The 21,990-nt window shown below is 46.0% G+C and carries 13 protein-coding genes; all 13 read left to right on the forward strand.

Annotated features, from left to right (window positions below; translation table 11 throughout):
- Window positions 1–19: 19 nt before the first annotated feature.
- The 13 genes from AC58UU_RS17750 (at window position 20) to AC58UU_RS17810 (ending at window position 21,975) form a co-directional block, all read left to right on the forward strand.
- Window positions 20–2,395, forward strand: a complete 2,376-nt coding sequence (locus AC58UU_RS17750) for a helix-turn-helix domain-containing protein (RefSeq protein ID WP_497317780.1) — start codon at window positions 20–22, stop codon at window positions 2,393–2,395.
- A 20-nt stretch (window positions 2,396–2,415) separates the two neighbouring features.
- Complete coding sequence (locus AC58UU_RS17755) at window positions 2,416–4,716, forward strand: polysaccharide lyase 6 family protein (RefSeq protein ID WP_497317782.1); 2,301 nt, start codon at window positions 2,416–2,418, stop codon at window positions 4,714–4,716.
- Between the two features lie 424 nt (window positions 4,717–5,140).
- On the forward strand, window positions 5,141–6,097 hold the full coding sequence (locus AC58UU_RS17760) for an ABC transporter permease (protein ID WP_497317784.1): 957 nt from the start codon (window positions 5,141–5,143) through the stop codon (window positions 6,095–6,097).
- 33 nt (window positions 6,098–6,130) lie between these two features.
- A complete protein-coding gene (locus AC58UU_RS17765; protein ID WP_497317786.1) occupies window positions 6,131–7,000 on the forward strand; it encodes a carbohydrate ABC transporter permease in 870 nt (289 codons plus the stop codon).
- A 46-nt stretch (window positions 7,001–7,046) separates the two neighbouring features.
- Entirely contained in the window at window positions 7,047–8,618 is a 1,572-nt protein-coding gene (locus AC58UU_RS17770) for an extracellular solute-binding protein (protein ID WP_497317788.1), read from the forward strand.
- An 86-nt stretch (window positions 8,619–8,704) separates the two neighbouring features.
- Window positions 8,705–9,760, forward strand: coding sequence for a response regulator transcription factor (locus AC58UU_RS17775; RefSeq protein WP_497317790.1), 1,056 nt, complete (start codon window positions 8,705–8,707; stop codon window positions 9,758–9,760).
- Window positions 9,760–11,556 carry a sensor histidine kinase gene (locus AC58UU_RS17780; RefSeq protein ID WP_497317792.1) on the forward strand — a complete coding sequence of 599 codons (1,797 nt, stop codon included), beginning with the start codon at window positions 9,760–9,762 and terminating at the stop codon, window positions 11,554–11,556. Before AC58UU_RS17775 ends, AC58UU_RS17780 begins: the two co-directional genes overlap by 1 nt.
- Window positions 11,557–11,581: 25 nt before the next feature.
- Window positions 11,582–13,417, forward strand: coding sequence for a hypothetical protein (locus tag AC58UU_RS17785; protein ID WP_497317794.1), 1,836 nt, complete (start codon window positions 11,582–11,584; stop codon window positions 13,415–13,417).
- Between the two features lie 20 nt (window positions 13,418–13,437).
- Window positions 13,438–16,413 (forward strand): galactose-binding domain-containing protein, encoded by a 2,976-nt coding sequence (locus AC58UU_RS17790; RefSeq protein WP_497317796.1) that lies wholly within the window; start codon window positions 13,438–13,440, stop codon window positions 16,411–16,413.
- A gap of 372 nt (window positions 16,414–16,785) precedes the next feature.
- Window positions 16,786–17,673: an ABC transporter permease gene (locus AC58UU_RS17795; protein ID WP_497317852.1), complete on the forward strand. Its 888-nt coding sequence runs from the start codon at window positions 16,786–16,788 to the stop codon at window positions 17,671–17,673.
- A gap of 33 nt (window positions 17,674–17,706) precedes the next feature.
- Window positions 17,707–18,603 carry a carbohydrate ABC transporter permease gene (locus AC58UU_RS17800; protein WP_497317798.1) on the forward strand — a complete coding sequence of 299 codons (897 nt, stop codon included), beginning with the start codon at window positions 17,707–17,709 and terminating at the stop codon, window positions 18,601–18,603.
- Between the two features lie 63 nt (window positions 18,604–18,666).
- Window positions 18,667–20,325, forward strand: a complete 1,659-nt coding sequence (locus AC58UU_RS17805; protein WP_497317800.1) for an extracellular solute-binding protein — start codon at window positions 18,667–18,669, stop codon at window positions 20,323–20,325.
- A gap of 78 nt (window positions 20,326–20,403) precedes the next feature.
- The gene (locus AC58UU_RS17810; protein WP_497317854.1) at window positions 20,404–21,975 is read left to right on the forward strand and encodes a response regulator; all 1,572 of its coding nucleotides are present in this window, start codon (window positions 20,404–20,406) and stop codon (window positions 21,973–21,975) included.
- The last annotated feature ends 15 nt before the right edge of the window (window positions 21,976–21,990 follow it).

Here is a 21,990-nt window from a genome sequence, read left to right on the forward strand (position 1 = left end):
TTCGTGGAGGTTATTTTCTATGCTGCCTTATGTAAAAGAGCTCCTTAGAAACAAAAAACGGAATAACCGCAGTGTGTTTATTGGCATGCTTATTTCCAATATACTTCTTCTGCTGCTGCCTCTAGTGATCGGATTCGTTCTGTATGCGAAGGTGGAGCAAATCATGATCCACAACGCCAGTCGCTCCAATTTAGCCATGCTGGAACAGCTTCGGCTAACGATGGATAATCACTTTAAAGAAGTTGATCAATTAGCCCAACAAATCATATTTAACCCGAAGCTCGATCTGTTGGTGAACAACGAAAGCTCGGGGGACAACACGTATAATGAAATCGAATTTATCCGTAATTATCTAAAACCTTACCAAAAAATAGACAGCGGATTTGTCAAAGACTTTTACGTGTACTTTAAAGGCAGCGACTCCATCCTCTCGCCTACCATTCGAACAGATTCCAAAACTTTTTATGATCATTATTACAAATATGAAGACATGAATTACGAGCAGTGGATCAAGGGGCTGCTGCAAAGCTATCACAACAATCAATATCTCCCAACCGCTAAGCTTTTGCGTGACGGCGGCATGGGCATGATGAACAATCTAGACAGAACGCCGATCAACGTTATCACTTATGTGCAGTCGCTGCCCGCCCGCGAAATTTCAGATATCCGAGGCAGTTTAGTTGTGCTCATCGACGAGCGCCAGATTAAAGATAGGCTGAAACAGATCGAGGCAGCCAACCAAAGCGCTCTATATATTGTTAATGATAAACAAAAAGTGATCTTGAGCACCTCTGAGGAATATAAGCTATCAGCTGATTTCTATGCGAAATTGACGGGCGGGACAGGCTTGTTCGACTATTCATTAAATGGGAAGGACATGATGATTTCCTATACGACCACGGGTCAGGCGGGGTGGAAATATATCTCGGTGATGCCGAAGGATTTGTATATGAAGCCGGTTAATGCCATTAAGATGACTGCGTTTTGGCTATTTGTCTTGTGTCTCGTAGCGGGAGCCGGATTCGCTTATCTGGCTGCCTACCGCAATTATAGCCCGGTCAAACATATGGTCAACGCTATTATGCAAAGCAAACGGACACAGAATCGCCCTAGGGGAGACGAATATGAATTTATTCGCGAATCCATTGAAGGCTCGCTTGTTGAAGAACAACAGCTGCGTGGCATTCTCACTCAGCAGGCTCCTGTCATACGAGCTAATTTCCTATCCCGTTTGATTCGAGGGCATGTTGATTTCAGCCAGAATAATTCGGAAGAATCGCTCGGATTCATGAACCTATCACCATTTATATACAACTCTTATGCGGCTCTTGTCATCCAAGTGGACGATGCTTCCCGGTTTACCGACGACAATTCCGAAAAGCAATGGGCACTCATTCGGTTTATCATTTCCAACATTAGCACGGATCTGGTCAATGAGAGCTGCATGGGATACGCCGTCGATCTGGACCGTGATCGGTTGGCGGTGCTGATTAACCTTGATAATGATCGGCACGGGCAAGCTGCCACTGACGTCAAGTTTATTGCCAGCTCGCTAAAGGAGGTCATCGAAACCCGGTTCAAGCTCATTCTTACTGTGGCCGTCAGTAACGTTCATGATAGTCTCGAGGGGATTGGCGAAGGCTATTTAGAGGCCCTGGCAGCGCTAGATTACAAAATGATCAAGGGCCAAAGTGTGATCATTTGCTTCGATGACATCAAGGAAGCGGAGCGGCACTATCATTATCCGATCGAAACGGAAGTACAACTGATGAATCTGGTAAAGAGCGGCGATTATGACAGTGTGGAAAAGCTGCTCGACAGCATTTACGAACTCAATTTCTCATCGAATCAATTGACGCCTGAACTTGGAACTTGTATTTTTTTCAACATGGTGAGTACACTGCTGAAAATTATGAATGCCACGAATGCCGGTTACGAAGCGATGGAGGAGGAAGGAACTTTCGATCCGATCAAGCAGCTGCAGGGTTGCAATACGGCTCAGGAGATGCACGCCAAGACGAAACGGTTTTACGAGCGTCTTACCGGACTGCTGCAGTCTGAACGAAGTGATCACACCGATCAGCTGCTAACCGAAATCAAGCGATTTATCCACTGTCAACGCACGGATCCAAATCTCGGTCTCGCATTGATTGCCGACCACTGCGGGAAAACGCCGCAGTACCTCTCCACCTTTTTCAAAAAAGCAAGCGGGGAAAATATAACGGACTATATTGCAAAAATCCGCATCGATCAGGCCAAAATGCTGATGGAAAACAAAGCATTAACTAATCTACAAATAGCGCAAATGGTCGGCTACTCGAACGATTTGGCTTTTATTCGCGTATTCAAAAAAACTGAAGGCGTCACGCCAGGGAAATACCGTGAAAGCCTGTGACTAGAAGGAAGGATGAGCTTATGTCAAAGTGTAAATCGGTAATCAGAACCATTCAATTTCTTTGTTTATTCGCTTTAATTGTTCCAACTGTAGGTTATGCGGCAGTAGAGAGTCCGACCATCATCGCAGATGCCGGTTTAACAGACTCTAATTTAATAGAGTCATCTGCGAACGTTATAACCGTCAATACAACGGCAGAGCTTGCAAACGCTATCAGTAATGCGACAGCCGGAACTACGATTCTTCTTGCCGATGGAACCTACAGTCAGAGCGGTTCCTTCGCTATCACTGACAAGAATGGAACCGAGACCAATCCGATTACGATTAAGGCCGCTACTCAAGGTCAGGCCATTCTAACTGGGCGCGCAGGATTCAGCATCACCAATTCTTCTTATGTCGTGATTCAGGGGATGAAGTTCACGGGAACGGCGACAGCTGTGAACATGAACAATTCCAATCATATACGGGTTACAAAGAATACCTTCCTACTAGCTGATTCCGGAAATCCTAGCGGTATCAAATGGGTACAATTTGGAGGATCCAAAAGTCATCATAATCGGATCGACCATAACGAGTTTGGACCGAGAGTGGATCTGGGGCAAATGATCGCTTTCCAAGGTAACGTTATGTCCCAATATGATGTAATTGAGTATAACTATTTCCATGATGCTGCATCTCAGTCGCAAAATGGAGGAGAGACGATTCGCGTCGGTTTGTCTGGATCATCTATGTCCAGCGGCTTTACAACGATTCAATATAATCTATTTGTCAATTTAGACAGCGATCCTGAGGTTATCTCCGTTAAAAGCGGGCAGAATACTGTGCGCTACAACACCTTTATCAACAATAAAGGTCAAGTAACGGCACGACATGGCCACGGAAACAGCTATTACGGAAACTACTTCTACAAGACGATAGATAAAGCCGGTGTAGGCGGCTTTCGAATCTACGGTAATGATCACAAAATTTATAATAACTACTTTGAAAATATACCGGGTACTATTCACATTGATGGTGGCGATTACGACGCAGGTCCCGATGGCAGCCAATATGATTCTACTGTATTGACCAAGCATTGGCGAGTGTACCGTGCTCAGGTTTTCAACAATACGATCGTAGGCAGTTCGTCTGGCATTGTTGTTAGCAAAAGCTACACGTACACGCCGGTGGACAGCATCGTAGCCAATAATATTGTTGTGGGTACAGACGGGCCGCTTTATAACGAGATGAAGACAACAAACACCTTATTTGAGGGCAATATCGGCTTTGGAGGAGCACTTTCGAACATGACGAGAAGCGCCTCGGAAATTAAAGAAGCAGATCCTATGCATACGGTCGTTGATGGGGTGTATAAGCTGTCAGCTATGAGTCCTGCTATTGATGCTGCTGTAGGCAGCTACCCGATCGTTGATGATATCGACGGACAGCCCCGGGTAAACATCGACGTCGGAGCAGATGAATACCACTCAGGACTTCAATATAGAAAGCCGCTTACACCAGCCGAAGTCGGCCCGAACGCATTGACGGCGGTGCAGGTACAGGTGGAGGGAACGACGCGGGGCGCAGGCTGGTTTTCATCTGATGTTAGGGTTAAGCTAGGTGCCCTCAATGTGGAAGAAGGAGCTGGTCGGTTAGAGTACCAGCTTAACTCGAATACAGTATGGCAGGCAGTGTACACAGACCCGATTCATCTTTCCGCTGAAGGGACACATATGATCCGGTATCGTTATGTTCTGGAAGGAGCAGCAGAGCCGGAGAAACTACTTGAGATCAACATTGACAAAACGTCTCCCGAATACCGCTTGCTAGCGAACGGGACGCCTCTGACTGATCCGGCTGTCTATCCAGACTCCGAGAAGCTCGCGCTTAAGCTTGAAGCTCAAGATGCTGTATCCGGTTTAGCTAAAGCATCCATTACCGTTGTGGGAGCTACTTACGAAACGCAGGTTGTTCTTCCATTAGCCGGAAAATTAGGCGAGCAACAGATCATTGTGAGAGTAGAAGACGCTGCGGGGAATGTCGGGGAATCCGTTCATCAGTTTAAGGTTACTCCGACACTGGAAACGCTGCTTTCCATGCTCGAACTATATTGGGCCTCAGGCGATATCAGGGGGCCGTATAAACCGCAATTCATCAACAGCTTAAAGCAGGCTTTGCATCATTATGACAAGAGCAAAACATCCACCAAGCTAACCGCTTTGTTCCTTACAAAATTCTTGCAAATCGTAGAAATGCCGGTTACAGAAAGCTATATTTCCCCCACAGCAAAGAACGCCATAATCGCATATACAGAAGCGTTGATCGCTCACATGAAACAGTAAACGTTTTGTTTCGAAAAGGATATTCCATAAGCCACGGCTTGTTTGGATTATCCTTTTTTTAGCTTGGCAAGCTAAGAAATTTGGGTTTGTGTTAGTGGTGAGGGGCTAATGTTGTACGGCGTACAACAATTCCGGAGTTTTCTTCTCTCGAAGCTGTCATTGTTGTATAATGTGCAACAATTTAGCCTAATTTTACTCCAATAAGCTATTTTCCGAAGAAAATGTTGTATTCTGTGCAACAATCGCGGGAAAAACGCGGATTTTCCAGCCAAATGTTGTAAAAAATACAACTTGCTTTGAGTATGCACGCTTGAGCAACCCTCAAAAAACACCATAAAATAACCCAACTAGGCAAAAAGATTTTACATGGTTAGATGGAAGTCAACATAGTAGAATCAAACTAAGATCAAGGAAGGGGGTAAATATGTTAAGCAAACTCAAAGAACCTGTTCAAGCGAAATATCAGAATAGGGTGCGACAAGGAAGATGGACCAACATTCGGAAAAATTGGGCAGTGTACGCCCTATCCATACCGGGAATCTTTTTTTTCCTCTTATTCAAATATATCCCTTTGTTTGGGTCGGTCATCGCTTTTCAAAACTACAATATTTTCCATGGGATAACCGGCAGTGCATGGGTAGGTCTCGAACATTTCAAAAAAATGTTTGCCTATGTGGATTTTGTCATTATTTTAAAAAATACGATTATTATTGGCTTGTATGATCTCCTATTCGCTTTCCCGGTGCCGATCATTTTGGCTTTACTCCTGAATGAATTACGTATTGCTGCTTTCAAACGATTGGTACAAACTCTCGTATATATGCCGCACTTTTTGTCCTGGGTCATTGTTGGTGGTATTGTGGTAGGATTGCTTTCACCCACGACAGGCTTTGTGAACCATGTTATTGGCATATTCGGAATAGAGCCCATCTATTTCTTAGGTGAGAACGAATATATTCGGTCGATTTTGATAGGATCAGGGATATGGAAAGACAGTGGATGGGGAACGATTATTTATTTGGCCGCTATTGCTGGCATCAATCCCGATTTATACGAGGCTGCTGTGATTGACGGGGCAGGTCGGCTGCGGCAAACCTTCTCGATTACGATACCGACTATTTTACCTACGATTATGATTTTGTTTTTGCTGCACATCGGAAATTTCTTGGATTTTGGTTTTGAAAGGGTATTCATTTTCTTGAATCCGCTGAATAACGAGTATGGTGAAATCATCGATACGTATGTTTATCGCGCAGGGCTCGTAGATCGTCAATACAGTTATACGACCGCGATCGGACTATTTAAATCAGTTGTTGGCCTGATGATGATCGTCATAGGGAACACGCTAACCAAAAAAACAACCGGTGACGGGCTATATTGATCTACTGTAACAGGAAAGTTGGTGGACGCTTGGATGATTATAAGTAAAGGGCAGCAAACGTTTAACTGGTTAAATGTAGTTTTTCTGTCCATAATTGGACTCAGTACGATGCTTCCGATTCTACATGTCATTGCGCAATCCTTCAGTGGCAACGCCGCCATTAACAGCGGGCAAGTTTCCTTCTGGCCTGTCGGATTCACAACTGGAAACTATCGTATCATTTTATCGGACCCGTCGCTTTGGAGATCGTTCCTCAACAGCGTGATCATCGCCGGATTCGGTACGCTCATCAACTTGGCAGCTACGGCTACGCTTGCTTACTCGTTATCGAGACCTGAGTATGCCGAGCGGAAATATGTCCTGATCCTGATCTTAGTTACGCTTGTTTTCAGCGCCCCGCTTATTCCTAACTATTTGCTTATCAAGGAATTGGGCTTGATTAATTCGCTGTGGGCACTGATGCTTCCCAATGCAATAAGCGCTTATAATATGTTCGTCATGCGCTCCTTTTTTCTCAATCTGCCGAATGAATTGATCGACTCTGCGAGAATGGACGGTTGCGGCGAGTTTCGTCTCGTCTGGAACATTATCCTTCCGCTGTCCAAGCCCGTCATGGCGACGATGGGAATCATTTACGCCGTTGGCCACTGGAATACGTACTCAGCCGCCATCTACTTTATTAATGACCGGTCTTTGGTACCTCTTCAAGTGAGACTTAGAGAAATAGTTTTCACGGACAATTATGGACAATCCGATCTCTCTTCTGAATGGGTTACGCAGTTGTCGCCCGAAGGTATCAAAATGGCGGTTATCGTTTTCGCTACTTTACCTATTATGATGATTTACCCTTTCCTGCAGAAACATTTCATCAAAGGCATGCTGCTGGGTTCAGTTAAATCATAGGAAAAACCAATTCCGAATCCGGTAACTATTAAAAGGGAGGCTTCATATGAAAAAGAAGTTTGTTATGTTGTCGTTGGTTGCTGTTTTGGCAACGACTTCTGTTGTCGGTTGTTCCAACGGAAATCAGACTAAAGATGTCCCCTCTGCAAGTAGTAAAACATCCGCAGCACCCAAAGGGCCGACGAAATTCTCAATTTCTTATCCAACAACGGTCAGTACCGGCTACCACACGCAAGTTGATCTTAACAAAGACAAATGGACTCTGAAGCTGGAGCAATTGACAAATACGGACCTTGATGTCAAAGTTTTAGAAGACTCAAAAATGAGTGTCATGTTTGCCGGCGGAGATATTCCTGATGTTGTCGGCAGTGTTGGCACTCCAACCAGCAAGTCGATGTCAGGTTCTGTGGAAGCAGGCGTGTTTATGCCTCTTGATGACTTATTGAAGCAGTATGCGCCGAATATGATGAAAGCGGTACCAAAAGCGGCATGGGATGCCGTAAAGTATAAAGGCAAAATCTATGGCATACCCGAATTTCTAAACAATCCGTCCAGACGCGGCACTTTCATTCGTATGGATTTGCTTGAGAAAACGGGGCTCCCGGCTCCCAAAACGGTAGACGACTTCTTGAACGTTCTAAGGGCATTCAAAAAGTTGGGTGTTGAAAACCCGTATCAAATGAGGGACAGCTTTAAATACTCCGATATTCTTTTTGGCGCATATGACGTACTTCCCTACAAGGATCAATTCGAGGTCGTAAACGGACAAGTCGTGCCGAAATTTTTCGATGTAGAGAATATGCAGAAAGCACTTCAGGGCTATAAAACGATGCTGGATGAGGGATTAATTCCCAAAGATTTCGCCTCCATTTCCTCAACCGATTATTCCAAAAATATCAACGGTGCCAAATCGGGCAGTTGGTCGGCTAATGTGACCGGGCTGCCAGGGTATCGCACCAATATTAAGCAGCTTGTACCAGACGGGAAAGTCGAGATTATAGCTTCTCCGAAAGGACCGGAAGGCAAAGGCGGATATTTTTACTATTCACCAGTTGTCCGTGCGTTCTATGTGAACAATAAAGTGAAGATGGAAACGGCTATTGAGATCATTAAGTTTTTCGATTGGATGCTTACCCCGGAAGCGGCTAAGTTCTTCACCTTCGGGATCGAAGGAGACACCTATACGGTGGATGGCAGCGGGAAAATCAATTATAAGTTTCCAACAACCAAAGAGGCAAATGATGAGGAAGGATATCGCAGTGGCACACTATGGGGCGTTCACGATTCTACCATCAACAAAATGAGAATGGAGTTAGACCCGTCCGGCAAAGATACGGTGACCGCACTTGAAAGCGTAGTGGCGAACGAAGGACTTCCAGGCATCGGATTTTATCCGGATTTGGCAGCGTTCACCAAATTCCCTGATCTGGTGGCACAAGGTGATATTGGACCTAAACTCATTGTCGATCATATGGTCAAAATGATTTACGGCAAAGAGCCGATTACGGATTGGCCGAAAGTCATTGAAGAATACAAGCAAAAAGGTGGAAATGAAGTTATTAAGGAAGCCACTGATCGTTATAACAATAAAGACGGCGTCATTATTATGGCGAAATAAAATGAGCGATGCAGCCGCATCGCTCAACATGCGGGTTGCTCCTAGATGGAGCAGCCCCTTTGCGATAAGCGCGACAACAAAGATTGATGACATCAATCCATCCGGCAAAGGAGAGGATACCTATTCATTTGCTTATTGTAGACGACGAACCTATTATCCGCCTCGGGCTGGAGAAGATGGCAGAAGCCTACTTTCCATCTTTTACGGACATTCGAACTGCTGAAAACGGGTTAGATGCTTTGGAGAAAATAGCTGCTTTTGAACCCAATATGGTTATTTCAGATATACGTATGCCGAAAATGGACGGATTGGCGCTTTGCCAAACTATCCATGATAAACATGCCCACATCCAGATGCTCGTCGTTTCCGGGTATAACGATTTTGAATATGCCCAGAAATGTATGTCTTATGGCGTTAAGCATTACTTACTCAAACCCGTGACAGAGGCGAGTCTATATGAGGTCTTCGATACGATGATCAAGAGGGAAGCTCCGGGATACATCCCCGTCACGCGTTATGTGGAATGGATCGATCGCATGGAGCAGTGCATTTGGTCCTTACAGACAGATGAGTTAAACGGGTTGATGGAGCAATGGAAGGCCTATTGTCTCAAAGCGAGCCTCTCCTTTTATCAGTTGAGAGAATTACTGAATGAATGCACGGACATGCTGCTAAAAAGATTTCAGTCACGCCATTTTGTGCCAACGATAACGCTGCAGGACGTTCAGGAGGGAAACGTAAAATCCGCCCTCGATGCTTTTGATGATCATCTACGACAAATCGCGACCGGATTGTTGAAATCTCGTAAGGGCAACTACAAAGATCCTATGCAAGAAGCCAAAGCCTACATTGATTGTCGATTGTCTCAAGAACTGTCTCTGGATGAGGTGGCAAGTATGGTGGGGCTAGCTCCTACGTATTTCAGCCTTCTATTTAAAAAGATGACGAACGAAACCTTTGTACAGTACCGCATTAACAAAAGGATGTGTAAGGCCAAGGAGCTGCTAGGGGTACCCCATCTCAAAATAATAGACATTGCGGATGAAGTCGGCTACGACGATTATTCCCATTTCACCAAAACGTTTAAAAAAATAGTCGGGACTTCTCCTTCTGAATTCCGCACCTCATTGGGGATTAAGTGATGGGTGGAACCTTATATCGGAAGCTATTTATTTATTTTTTGGTTGTCATCGTATTATCGCTCGTGAGTGTCAGTTTGTTTTCGTATCGCAAATCATCCAATGAGCTCGATGCGATGGTGCAGCACCAAATGTCACAAATGATTAACAATGCAGCTTATCAAACAGATCTTTATCTGAAAATATATGAACGAGCGTTTGTTGCTATCTTGCAGAATGATGATATTAGACAGCTGCTAGAATTACCTAGTGATGCTGATGCTTATGAATTTTATCAGTATAGGAAGAACATCAAGCAAGAGAGCATAAACCCAATCTTCATTCGTAATCCAGAAATTGCAGCCGTATATGCGATTAGCCAGAAAGGCCATGCAACTTACTACTACAATGAAGTGGTTGGGAAGCCATTCAACACGGAGGCTATTCAGGATCAAGCGGCTTATTTTATAGCCAATACGACTTCTGATGGGAAATTAAGTATCTTAAACCGCAGCATATTGGACAATACAAGTGATCAGTTATTCACCTTGGTTCGTCAAGTACGCGGATATAGATCTCCTGTCACTATGGGTATTCTAGCCATTGAAATCCGCGCAGCTGAATTATCGGCCTTGTGGAAAGGGATGGAATTAGGTAATAATGGCTATTTTTTCATAGTCGATGCGCAAGGACGTTTTATCTATCATCCAGACAAGAAAAAGCTCGGGACCCCAGTGCAAAAAGAATTAGTACAGAAAATTAATAATGCAAACCTCTCTTCTTTTGAAGAAAAAGATGGCGATGTACTGCGCATGTATTCCGTCAAGAAATCCGATTATTCCGGTTGGAGTCTTATCGTATCGATGCCGGTTGAAGATCTGCGGAAGCCGATTTCCAACATAAGAACGACTACGCTCATCGTTGGGCTGTTCACGTTTATCATTGCTTTGTTTCTGGCCTATCGATTTGGTAAATCCATTACGGACCCAATCAGAGTGCTCAAGGAGGGTATGCGGGAGACGGGGAAAGGGCAGTGGGTAATCATTCCGATTCCCGAGCGAAAAGATGAAATCGTCGAACTTATGATTCGGTATAACGTCATGGTCAATCGACTCTCGGAATTGGTAGATAAAGTCTATCAGGTCGAGCTTAACAATCAGGAAATAGAATTGGAAAGACATAAAGCCGTCATTCAATCCTTGAAGCTGCAAATCAATCCGCATTTCTTATACAACACGCTGGAAACGATCGTTTGTTACGCTTTTATTCAGAATTCCAAAGAAATCTCGGAGATTGTAGATGCCTTAGCACACATGCTCAGATATTCGGTTGGAACCAATCTGGAGGAAACGAAGGTAGCAAATGAACTCAAGCATTTGATGCATTATTTGGTCATCTTGCGCCATCGGGTTAATCCTGAATTTGAAATTGATGTTGCGATCAAACCGGAATATCTACTGCGTGACATGGCATGTCTCACGTTACAGCCTTTGGTGGAAAATATTTTTCAGCATGCTTTTGCGGACGGGTTGGAGGATTATCATTTCATTCGGATTGATGCCGGAGAAGAGAAAGACTATTTCTGGGTAAGTGTAGAAGATAATGGTACTGGAATGACGACTGATAAGCTCGCGGAGCTTCATGAGAAACTGAATGCCAACCGATTAGGCGACGAGAGCGACGGTAAAAAAGACGGAATCGGTATTCTAAATGTACACCGCAGAATTCAAATGGTGTTCGGGGAAGAGTATGGTCTACGAATTGATAGCGAGCTGGAAAGAGGGACGAAGATCAGGCTGATTTTTCCTGTTTCCATATAGAATATATTTGAATCAAGGGGAGGCAATGATGGGAATCGTTAGAACAGGGTTAGAACATCCAACTCTTATTAGGGTGATCGGGCAACCGGCAATACTTCAGCCAGGTGACTTATTTCCTACCGTACGCGTTCATACGTACGCAGCTATGACGATTCGTGTCACAGTAGAACCGGAGAAAGGTGAAGTCATTCTCCTTCCGCCACGAACCCTTCAAGTCGGGGATGAGGCAGAAATCGCGATCCCGGGTACGGTTGTGCGGTTTGGGATGCACAACGTGCGGCTAACTTTCTCACGCACTGGTTATCCGGATCTGCACGATGCCTTCTACTTTTATGTACAGGACCCGTCGGCAATTTGGAACGACCAATCTGACATTGCTTATATGGGGACAGGCGGTAAGCTTGTTTACATACCGGATTACAAAGGAAACCGGATCGCAGATTTTTCCCATGCAGGTTACATGGGCGGCGGCATACAGCTTCCAGATGTACAAACTCAAATGACCGTTGAGCCTGGAGAAGGGGATGCTACAGCACGCATTCAGGAAGCCATTGATGCTGTGTCCCTGCTGCCGCCCACGCCAGAAGGATTACGTGGTGCTGTCTTGCTGAGACGTGGAATGTACCATTTGGCTGGAACGCTGAAAATAGCAGCTAGCGGGGTTGTTCTTCGCGGAGAAGGACAGGGGGAAGACGGCACGCTCTTGTATGCGACAGGTGCTATGAAGAAAAATGTATTAGAAATTGGCGGTGCAAGAGGAATCAAGCTGTTGGAAGACACAAGTACGACGGTTACCGATCTATATGTTCCTTCAGGATCGAATTCTTTCCATGTGGCGGATGCACGTCTTCTCCAGGTCGGCGATTCGGTCATTGTACGCCGATATGGGAACGACGCTTGGATTCATGAAATCGGTATGGATGCCATAGCCCAACGGCCGTTTACCGGTGGAACCAAGATGTGGAGCCCATTCGAACTTGATTTTGACCGTATCATCGTTCATATGGAAGGTAACAAGATAACCATAGACGCACCGTTAACTAATTCGGTTGAAATGCAGTGGGGCGGGGCACAGGTGCTCAAATATGAAGATCCAGATCGAATCGAGCATGTTGGTGTAGAGAATATGCGTATTGACGTCGAATTTGATCCCTCTGTGACGGATACACAAATTGACGATCGGAAGGGAGCTCTTGATCCGTATTATGCTGACGAAAACCACACAACCAACTTTGCCGTTCTTAATCATGTGAAGAATGCTTGGGTACGTGACATTACAGGGTATCATCTCGATCATAGTCTTGTTCTTGCCGATTACGGGAGTAAGTGGGTGACGATTCAAGATTGTACGGTTATGGATATGGTCAGCATTATAACCGGTGGTCGTCGCTACAGCTTCCATGTTTGCGGACAAATGATTTTAGTGCAGCGGGCTTACACGGAAACAGCGAGGCATGCATTCGTTGTCGACAAGTGGGTAACGGGGCCGAATGTATTTCTCGACTGCAAGTCCACCACCGATTACAACACAAGTGAACCGCATCATCGTTGGTCGGTAGGCGGTTTGTACGACAATGTGAAGGCACCAATCGCCATTCAAGACCGCATTTGGCTAGGCAGCGGACACGGTTGGGCGGGAGCAAATTATGTCACCTGGAACACCGAGGGAGATTTGACGCTGCAGCAGCCGCCGACAGCGCAAAATTACGCGATTGGTCACGTTGGTGAGATCAAGAAAGGACGTGCACCGAATGACTATGATCCTCGCCCGAGAAGCGATGGATATTTGAATGCACGGGGCAAGCATGTTTTACCGCGCAGCTTGTATATGCAGCAGTTGAACGACCGACTTAACACTTAAAACGAAAAGGTGGAGATCTTATGTTTCTAGTGAAAAGAACTGTCAGCCGTTGGTTAGCCATTGTACTTTTCTTATCCCTGCTAATGCCCGTCATACTAAGCGTTCCAGTTCGTACGTCTGCTGATGTGCCAAAAGAAAATTTAGCATTAAATAGAGCGGTATCCAAGAGTTCCGAGTGTTCGGCGTGCGGAAAAGCTGTATCAGCCGTTGATGGCTCGGCAGCTACCTATTGGCAGCCTCTCAGCTCTGATAGAAATGACGGTCTGGTGTGGATCCAGGTGGATCTGGGAGGTGTTTATTCCATCAATGAAGCCGTTCTTAACTTTGCAGCAGCTAGCGGTGTTGGCAGTTACACCATTCAGACTTCTTCCAACCAGACCGATTGGCAAGATGCGATTGTCAAAGCGGTAAGCTCCGTTACAGGCAAAGTAGAAACGGCCAATTTTCCAGATGTAAGCGGCCGCTATGTGAAATTGCTTGTTTCAATTGCAAATCCCGGAACTAATTTCCAGTTGAAAGAATTTGAGTTGTATAGTTCAGCTCCAGTCCCGGCATTTTTGGACAGCGTGTATATCACAGATATTCAAGGGCGGACGATGGGAGAGTACGACACCGTAAGCATGACCAAAGGATCTCCATTTCAACTCATGCTGGCAGGTAAAATGAGTGACGGCACTCCGGCCAACTTGTCTAGTGGCGCTGTTGCTTGGGAAAGCACGAATGAGGGTGCAGTGGCTGTGAATGTATATGGAAATGTAACCGCTCTCCAAGAAGGAGTTGCCAAAGTTACCGCACGAGCAACACTAGAAAAAGTAACAAAGGAATCCAGTGTATGGGTGGATGTTTATGACCCTAGCATTCTGTTGGTCAACGCCCAAATCGATCATCCTACGATGACAAGCCAAATAGGTCAGCCAGCACTGCTTCAGATCGGGAATGTGTATCCTTCCATAAACCTGCATCCCTATGCGGACGGTTCCGTAATCGCTTCTCTTGTTTCCGTATCTGACGGAAATGTCATTACAACACTCCCATCTAACACAATGAGTGCGGGAGTAGAACAGGTTATTACCTACCCAGGAACCGTAAAGGTGCAAGGAGAATATGAACTTCGGCTGCAATACCAAATTCCAGGGAAAAATCCGGTTTACGATACATTCACTTTTACCGTGCAAAATCAATCGGATATCGGCCCGGATGAAAGCAACATTGCCTATCTCGGTCCAGATGGGAAAATGGTTTATGCCCCAGATTATCGCGGAAACCGCATCATAGATTTCTCCAATGCCGGCTATATGGGCGGCGGTGTTAAACTTCCGGATGTACAGGCAAGAATTGCTGTAGAACCCGGTGATGGCGATGATATGGCGCGTATTCAGGCTGCGATTGATCAGGTTTCGCTGATGCCTCAATCTGCAGAAGGCTTCCGTGGAGCGGTCTTATTGAAAAAAGGTACGTATGAGATTAGCGGAACCTTATATATTCGATCCAGTGGTGTTGTTCTTCGCGGCGAAGGTCAAGGGGAAGACGGCTCCATTCTATATGCCACAGGTACAACCAAACGAAATATTCTTGAAATACAGGGTCAAGCCGTAAATCTGCTAACCGATACGGCAACCAAAGTTTCTGATTTATATGTGCCATCCGGGTCCCGTTCCTTTCATGTAGATAACGCAAGCGGATTCCAAGTTGGCGACAAGGTCAAGGTACGCCGATACGGGAATGTAAGATGGATCCATGAAATTATGATGGATACCATTTTTGAACGAGACGGAACTACGCAATGGGCACCCTTCGATTTGGATTTTGAACGTGTTATCACCGCAGTTAAGAATAGCCTCATCACGATTGATGCACCTATTGCGAATGCCATGGATCGTCAGTGGGGCGGTGGAGAACTAATTAGATACGAGGATCCGGATCGTCTCGAACAAGTCGGAGTCGAGAACCTTCGTGTTGACTCGGAGTTCAACCCTAATGTAACTGCAACGAATGGAGGGAAAACTTACTACTCTGATGAAAATCATGCGGTTAGTTTTGCTGTATTGAGCAATGTGAAAAATGCATGGGTGAGGGAAGTAACAGGTCTCCATCTGAATCACGCCTTGGTTCACGTCAGTCGCAATGCGAAATGGGTTACCGTTCAAGATAACAAATCTTTAGACATGGTAAGCGTGATTACGGGGGGCAACAGATACCCTTACAAAATGAGTGGAGAGCTAACGTTGATGCAGCGGAATTACGCGGAGACAGCGAGACACGCATTTGTAGTGGATAGTCGTGTGATGGGTCCTAACGTTTTCCTAGACAGCCAATCCGTCAATGAATTCGCAACAAGTGAACCGCATCACCGCTGGTCGGTTGGCGGATTGTATGACAACGTGAAAGCAGATATTGCTATTCAAGATCGTGGATTGCTAGGCAGCGGACACGGCTGGTCTGGGGCCAATTATGTCACTTGGAATACGGAAGGCGACTTGGTTTCTCAGCAGCCTCCAACGGCGCAAAACTATGCCATTGGTCATGTTGGAACGAAAGTGAAGGGATACTTGCCTAACTCGGATGATAAAAGGCCACGCAGTGATGCCTACTGGGATCATGCTGGAAGCCATGTGAACCCGAGCAGCTTATATTTACAGCAATTACGAGATCGCCTTAGCGAGCAAGGGGTACAAAATATCCTGCAAACTCCTGTAGGCGGAGGCGCACTTGATGTTCCGAAATTACCTCAAGGTCTCCCTCTTTTGAAGGGAATCAAAATCAACAATAAGCAAATGAGCGGGTTTTCGCCGAACGTGTTTGATTACACGGTGGTGTTGCCGCTCGGAACGACGAACATCCCATCGATCAGACCTCATGATAACCGGGATGATGTAGAAGTCATCCAAGCCTCAACCCTCTATGGGACAACGATATTGAACGTTAGAGATAAGAAGAATCCGCTGCAATCGGTTAGATATAATATTCGGTTCACTGGAACAACTACGAGTGAATAATCTGTTTGAGAAAATTGAAAGCGGGCCATAGGTCCGAAGAAAGCCAGTAGACCCTATCCCTATGGGTTGCTGGCTTTTCTTGCGTTTGCCAAGCTGGAAATCCATCGCTCCAGCTATGATAATGATCAAAAGATGTACCGATTACCTCGGCGCTTTAAATAACAGGCGTAATTGTATACTAATTTCCTTAAAAGCGGATTGAAAAGTATCATTTATCGTTGTTTAAGCAGCTAGTGAAAGCGATTGCGGTTTTGTATGATAAATAGGTAGGAACAACATAGTAAAGGCGGGGGGACAGGCATGGATTATGTTCCTGTGGCAAGCAAACAAGCGGCTTTAATCAAGAAGCGACCAAGTGGGTTTACTCGGTTTATGAAGCAAATCGATATTCAGTTGATGGTTTGGCCGGCGTTAATCTTGATCCTCATTTTCAGCTACATCCCGATGTACGGTGTGCTTATGGCATTTCAGGATTATAGCGTTTTTAAAGGATTCTGGCATAGTCAATGGGTAGGGGCGAAACATTTCGAGATGTTCTTCAACACACCTGAATTCGGACACGTCATTAGAAACACGATCGTTATCAGTTTGCTGAAGTTTTGTATAGGGTTCCCTGCTCCGATCGTATTGGCACTAATGCTTAATGAAGTGAGGCACATGGTATTTAAGCGCGTAGTCCAAACGGTTAGCTACTTGCCGCACTTTCTGTCATGGGTTATCGTAGCCGGGATCGTGATGTCGATGCTGTCCACGGACAACGGCAGTATAAATATCCTGTTTAGCAAGCTGCACCTGATTCATGAACCGATCAATTTCCTGTCGATTCCGAATTACTTCTGGGCGATTCTGGTAACAACCGGCGTTTGGAAGGAAATTGGCTTCGCTTCTATCGTCTATTTAGCGGCGATCGCAGGGATCGACCCCCACTTGTACGAGGCTGCAGAAATGGATGGCGCTGGAAAGCTCAAACAGATGTTTATGATCACGCTGCCATCCATTGTTCCGGTTGTTATCATCTTTATGATTCTCGCCATCGGCAACCTGCTTAATGCAGGCTTCGACGATATCCTTCTTCTGGGTGGCAACCCCATTCTGCGGGATGTGTCCGATGTTATCGATACGTACGTATACCGGGTCGGTATCCTCAACTCACGATATTCTTATGCAACGGCCGTCGGGTTGTTCAAAGCCGTTATCAGCGTGGGGCTGCTCACCATTGCCAACTTCGTAGCCCGGAGATCCGGAAATAGCTTATGGTGATGAGTATATGTATAGCAAAGGAGGTGGGGACCGGTGATTAGGTATAGTTTCGGAGATCGCATGATGACTATTGTGATTTACTTTTTATTGGCGCTGCTGGCCTTCAGCACGTTTTACCCATTCTGGAACGCCGCGGTTATCTCTTTCAATGGCGGAACGGATACCGCGCTTGGCGGCATTACCTTTTGGCCGCGCGTGTTTACCCTTGAGAATTATCAAGTCGTGTTTAACGACAAACGTATGCTATCCGCTTTCGGCATTTCCGTGCTCCGTACCATTGCCGGAACCGTCACATCCATCCTGGTCACAGCGGTATTCGCTTACGGGATGTCCAAAAGCGAGCTGATGGGACGCAAGTTTTACATGGTTCTCTGTATAGTAACGATGTATTTCAGCGGTGGCTTAATTCCTTCATTCCTGCTGATCCGCGGCATGGGGTTGATGAACTCATTCTGGGTATTTATTATTCCATCTCTCGTCAGCGTATGGAACATGATTATATTCCGGACCTTCTTCAAGGAGCTTCCGGCTGGATTGGAAGAGTCCGCACAAATTGACGGCAGCGGGAACTGGGGAATCTTCTTCCGCATTATTCTTCCGCTTTCGGGTCCAGTTATCGCCACATTAGCTCTGTTTACGGCAGTTTATCACTGGAACGACTGGTTTCTGCCCAGCATTTACATCAATAAGGAGAAATTGTTGCCGATACAAACACTGTTAAAGCAAATTCTCAGCTCCAACATTATGTCGGACCAGCTGTCACAGATGGATTCCGCCGCACAAAGTCGTATGGATCAAATGCGCACGGTAACCACCAAGTCGCTATCCATGGCCACCATGATGGTGGCGACAGTACCGATTATGTTGGTGTATCCATTCGTACAGAAATATTTTGTCAAAGGCGTACTTGTCGGATCCATGAAAGGCTAGGAGTTGGTTTTAAAGCGAAGGCTTTAGACATATACCAAACTTGTTTGAGAGGGGTTATACCGAATGAAGATGAAGAAAAGGCTTCTGATGCCGGTAGCAGCTGCATTCTTGTTGTCCGTGTCCTTGATTGCCGGATGCACGAATAACAATGCTGCAGACACTGGGGGAGCCGCCAGCCCGGCCCAGGATGCACCGAAGAGTAATACAGCCTCTGAATTAGGCAGCAAGCCTTTGTCCTTTACGTTCTACGGGAACTATGATTGGTATACCATGCCGCCGTGGGGCGATGATGCGGCCACCAAGTGGATTAAAGACAACAAGAAAGTCGAAATCAAGGCGGTATCTTCCGGCGGGGCAGCATCACAAAAGCTCAATACAATGATTGCTTCGGGCGATTTGCCGGACGTTATCTGGATGGATCGCGGCAGCGACGTAGAGAAGCTGCGTGCAGCGGGAATGCTCGTTCCTCTCGATGATTACATCAACAAATATCCCAATCTGAAGAAGTGGCTCGGAGACGCAGGCCTGAACATGCTGCGAGCTTCCGACGGTAAAATTTACGGATTCCCGAACTGGTACACAAACCAACCGAACGGTAACGCCGGTTATGTCGTGAACAAGAAGATCTATAAAGACTTGGGTTCCCCGAAGCTTGAAACAACGGACGATCTTTATAATTATTTGAAAGACGTGAAGGAGAAATACCCCAATGTGGTTCCATTTGAGCCGACTCTTGCCAAAGACGGACAAGGCTTGGATGTGCTGTATACCGCCTTCGCCGAGAACCATTCTAACGTATTTGTAGGTAACCGTGCCGTTCCGAACGGGGAGAAGCTGAACTCGATCTTTACGGATCCGGTCTACCGGGATTCTATGCAGTATATTAGCAAGCTGTTCCGTGAGAAGCTGCTGGACCAGGACTCCATGACACATACCCTGGATCAAGTAACCGAGAAAGTCATGAAAGGCAATGTCGCGGTATTGGCGTCTTCCAGTCCGACGGAGCTTGGTCTGAAGGGCAACGCAGAGCTGTCTGCGAAAGATCCGGATGCAGGTTATTTCATGGTTTGGCCGATTCGTAAGGACGGTTTGGACAAAAATAAAATCTTCCCGGGCACTTATAACCAACTGGGCTGGAATATCAGCGTGATCACGAAAGCAGCGAAAGATCCTGAAGCGATCTTTGCCTACCTAGACTGGCTGACTGGACCTGAAGGTCAGCGTGTGGTATTTTGGGGGCCTCCGGGATTGTATTGGGATGGTGTACAGGATGACGGCATCACGCCGAAGTTCACAGACAAATATACCACCGATGACGCTGGTTTGACGAAGCTGCAAACGACCACGATTAACCTGATGTGGAACGGTAACACGGTTTATGTCGATACATCGAAATCGAAATTCGAGGGCACGCTGCCGGTTGAGAAGCAGAACTGGGCAACTCGCTGGCAGAAGGAAATCACTTGGAAGACGCAAGCGAATGCCACCGAGTTCAATAATATTAGCCCGCAGCCGGATTCTGCGGAAGGCATCATCGAGCAGCAAGTGAAAGATATCTTCCTGGAAGCAAGAGCCAAAGCTCTGTATGCAAAGAATGACCAAGAAGTAACAGCAATCCTTGATAAGGCTGAGAAAGACGCGCAAGGAGCCGGTTATGCGAAGTTGCTGGCATACAAGACCCAGAAGTGGCAGGAGAACGTGAAGAAAATGAAAACGAAGTAAGATTTCCAAAAATGTGGCCTACAGAGCGAGGGTATACTACAATGATAGTATGCCCTCGTTTGTATGCTTTGGTTGGAGATGAATGAATTGTACAAAGTACTGCTAGCTGATGACGAAAGCCTCGATTTGGAAGGAATGAAAACATTCATCCCGTGGGAAGAGCTCGGCTTGGAAGTGGTGGATGCGGTCATGAACGGCTTCGCCGCGTGCAAGGTGCTGGAATCGAAAGATATTGATATTCTGGTTACTGATGTCAACATGCCGAACATGTCAGGGATCGAGCTGGCAAGGAAAGCGTTGGAGAAATCCAAGGATACCAGGGTTATCTTCGTAAGCGGGTATCAAGACTTTAACTATGTCAAGCAGGCTCTCACCTTAAACGCATGCGACTATGTGCTGAAACCGATAGATGATTCCGAATTGATCAGCTCGCTGGTGAAAGTGTGCGGCCAGTTGGATCGGGAGAAGGAACGTCACAATACAGAGCTGGCTTATAAACAAATGGTACCGATGATGAAGAACGAGTTGATGCTGCGGTTACTCGAAGGCTTCTATCATCCTGGGGAACTCGATTTGTTGATCCAGCAGTACGGATTGGATGAAATCGGCTGGCCGATCCGGATCATTGTTCTTGAAATCGACGATTTGCCAGGGAAGGCGCCAAATGAAAGCACGATTAGGCAAGAGGCGGGCAGCGAATGGGCTGACCAGATCGTAGTTGCGTGTGGCTACAGGGGCGCCAAGCATATGTGCAAGCTGAACAACCGAAGAATTGCGCTATTCCTTGAGCCAACGGCGATGAACGGGATCGGTGATTGGATCGATGAACTGAAGAACTGCATTTCTTTCAGTATGACAGGCGGAATAGGCGAGCCGGCCGACACTCTTGCCCAAATGTCCAGGTCCTACAAGCAAGCGTTGGAGGCTCTGGATTTGAAAATGTTTAACGGGAAAGGGAAGGTTATCGAGTTCCAAGACTTAGATAGATCCGAGATTGAAAACACGAAAAGCTTAAACATTCAGCTGGATGCCTTGTTTACGGCCATGTCGAATTATGACCTGGTTCTCATTTACGATGAGCTGGATGCTCTATTTCAGCTGGCCGTCAGGATGAAGTCGAAAGTGTCCGCGCAAAATTTTGCCCTTTACATCGTCATGAGGTTATACGATTACTTGCGCACATTGAATGAGGATTTATTTCAGCTTCTCGACTTGGATTTGAAGTCCCTTGGGATCGTGCATCAATTTGAGACCATCGCAGATCTTCATGCCTGGTTAAGGCGCCGGATATTTGAACTATCCGAGCTCATGTATAGAAAAGGCCAACAGAAGAATCGGAAGCTCGTTAACGAGATGATCGAATACGTCCAGGAGCGATTGCGGGAAAACGTGAGTCTGCGGGACGTTGCTGAGTATTTCTCCTTTTCGCCGAATTATTTGGGTTCTTTGTTCAAGGAAGAAATGGGAAAAAATTTCAGCGAGTTTGTCATCATGCTCCGCATGCACAAGGCTTGCGAACTGCTCTCGCATACGAAGTTGAAAATTTATGAGATTGCAGACCAGGTAGGATACCGTTATTTGCCATATTTCAGCAGACAATTCAGGGAAACGTTCGGAATAACGCCGTTAGAGTACAGAAGAAAACATTGACCGAGGCGGAATAAC

This window comes from Paenibacillus sp. JT22N1 (genome assembly GCF_059692155.1).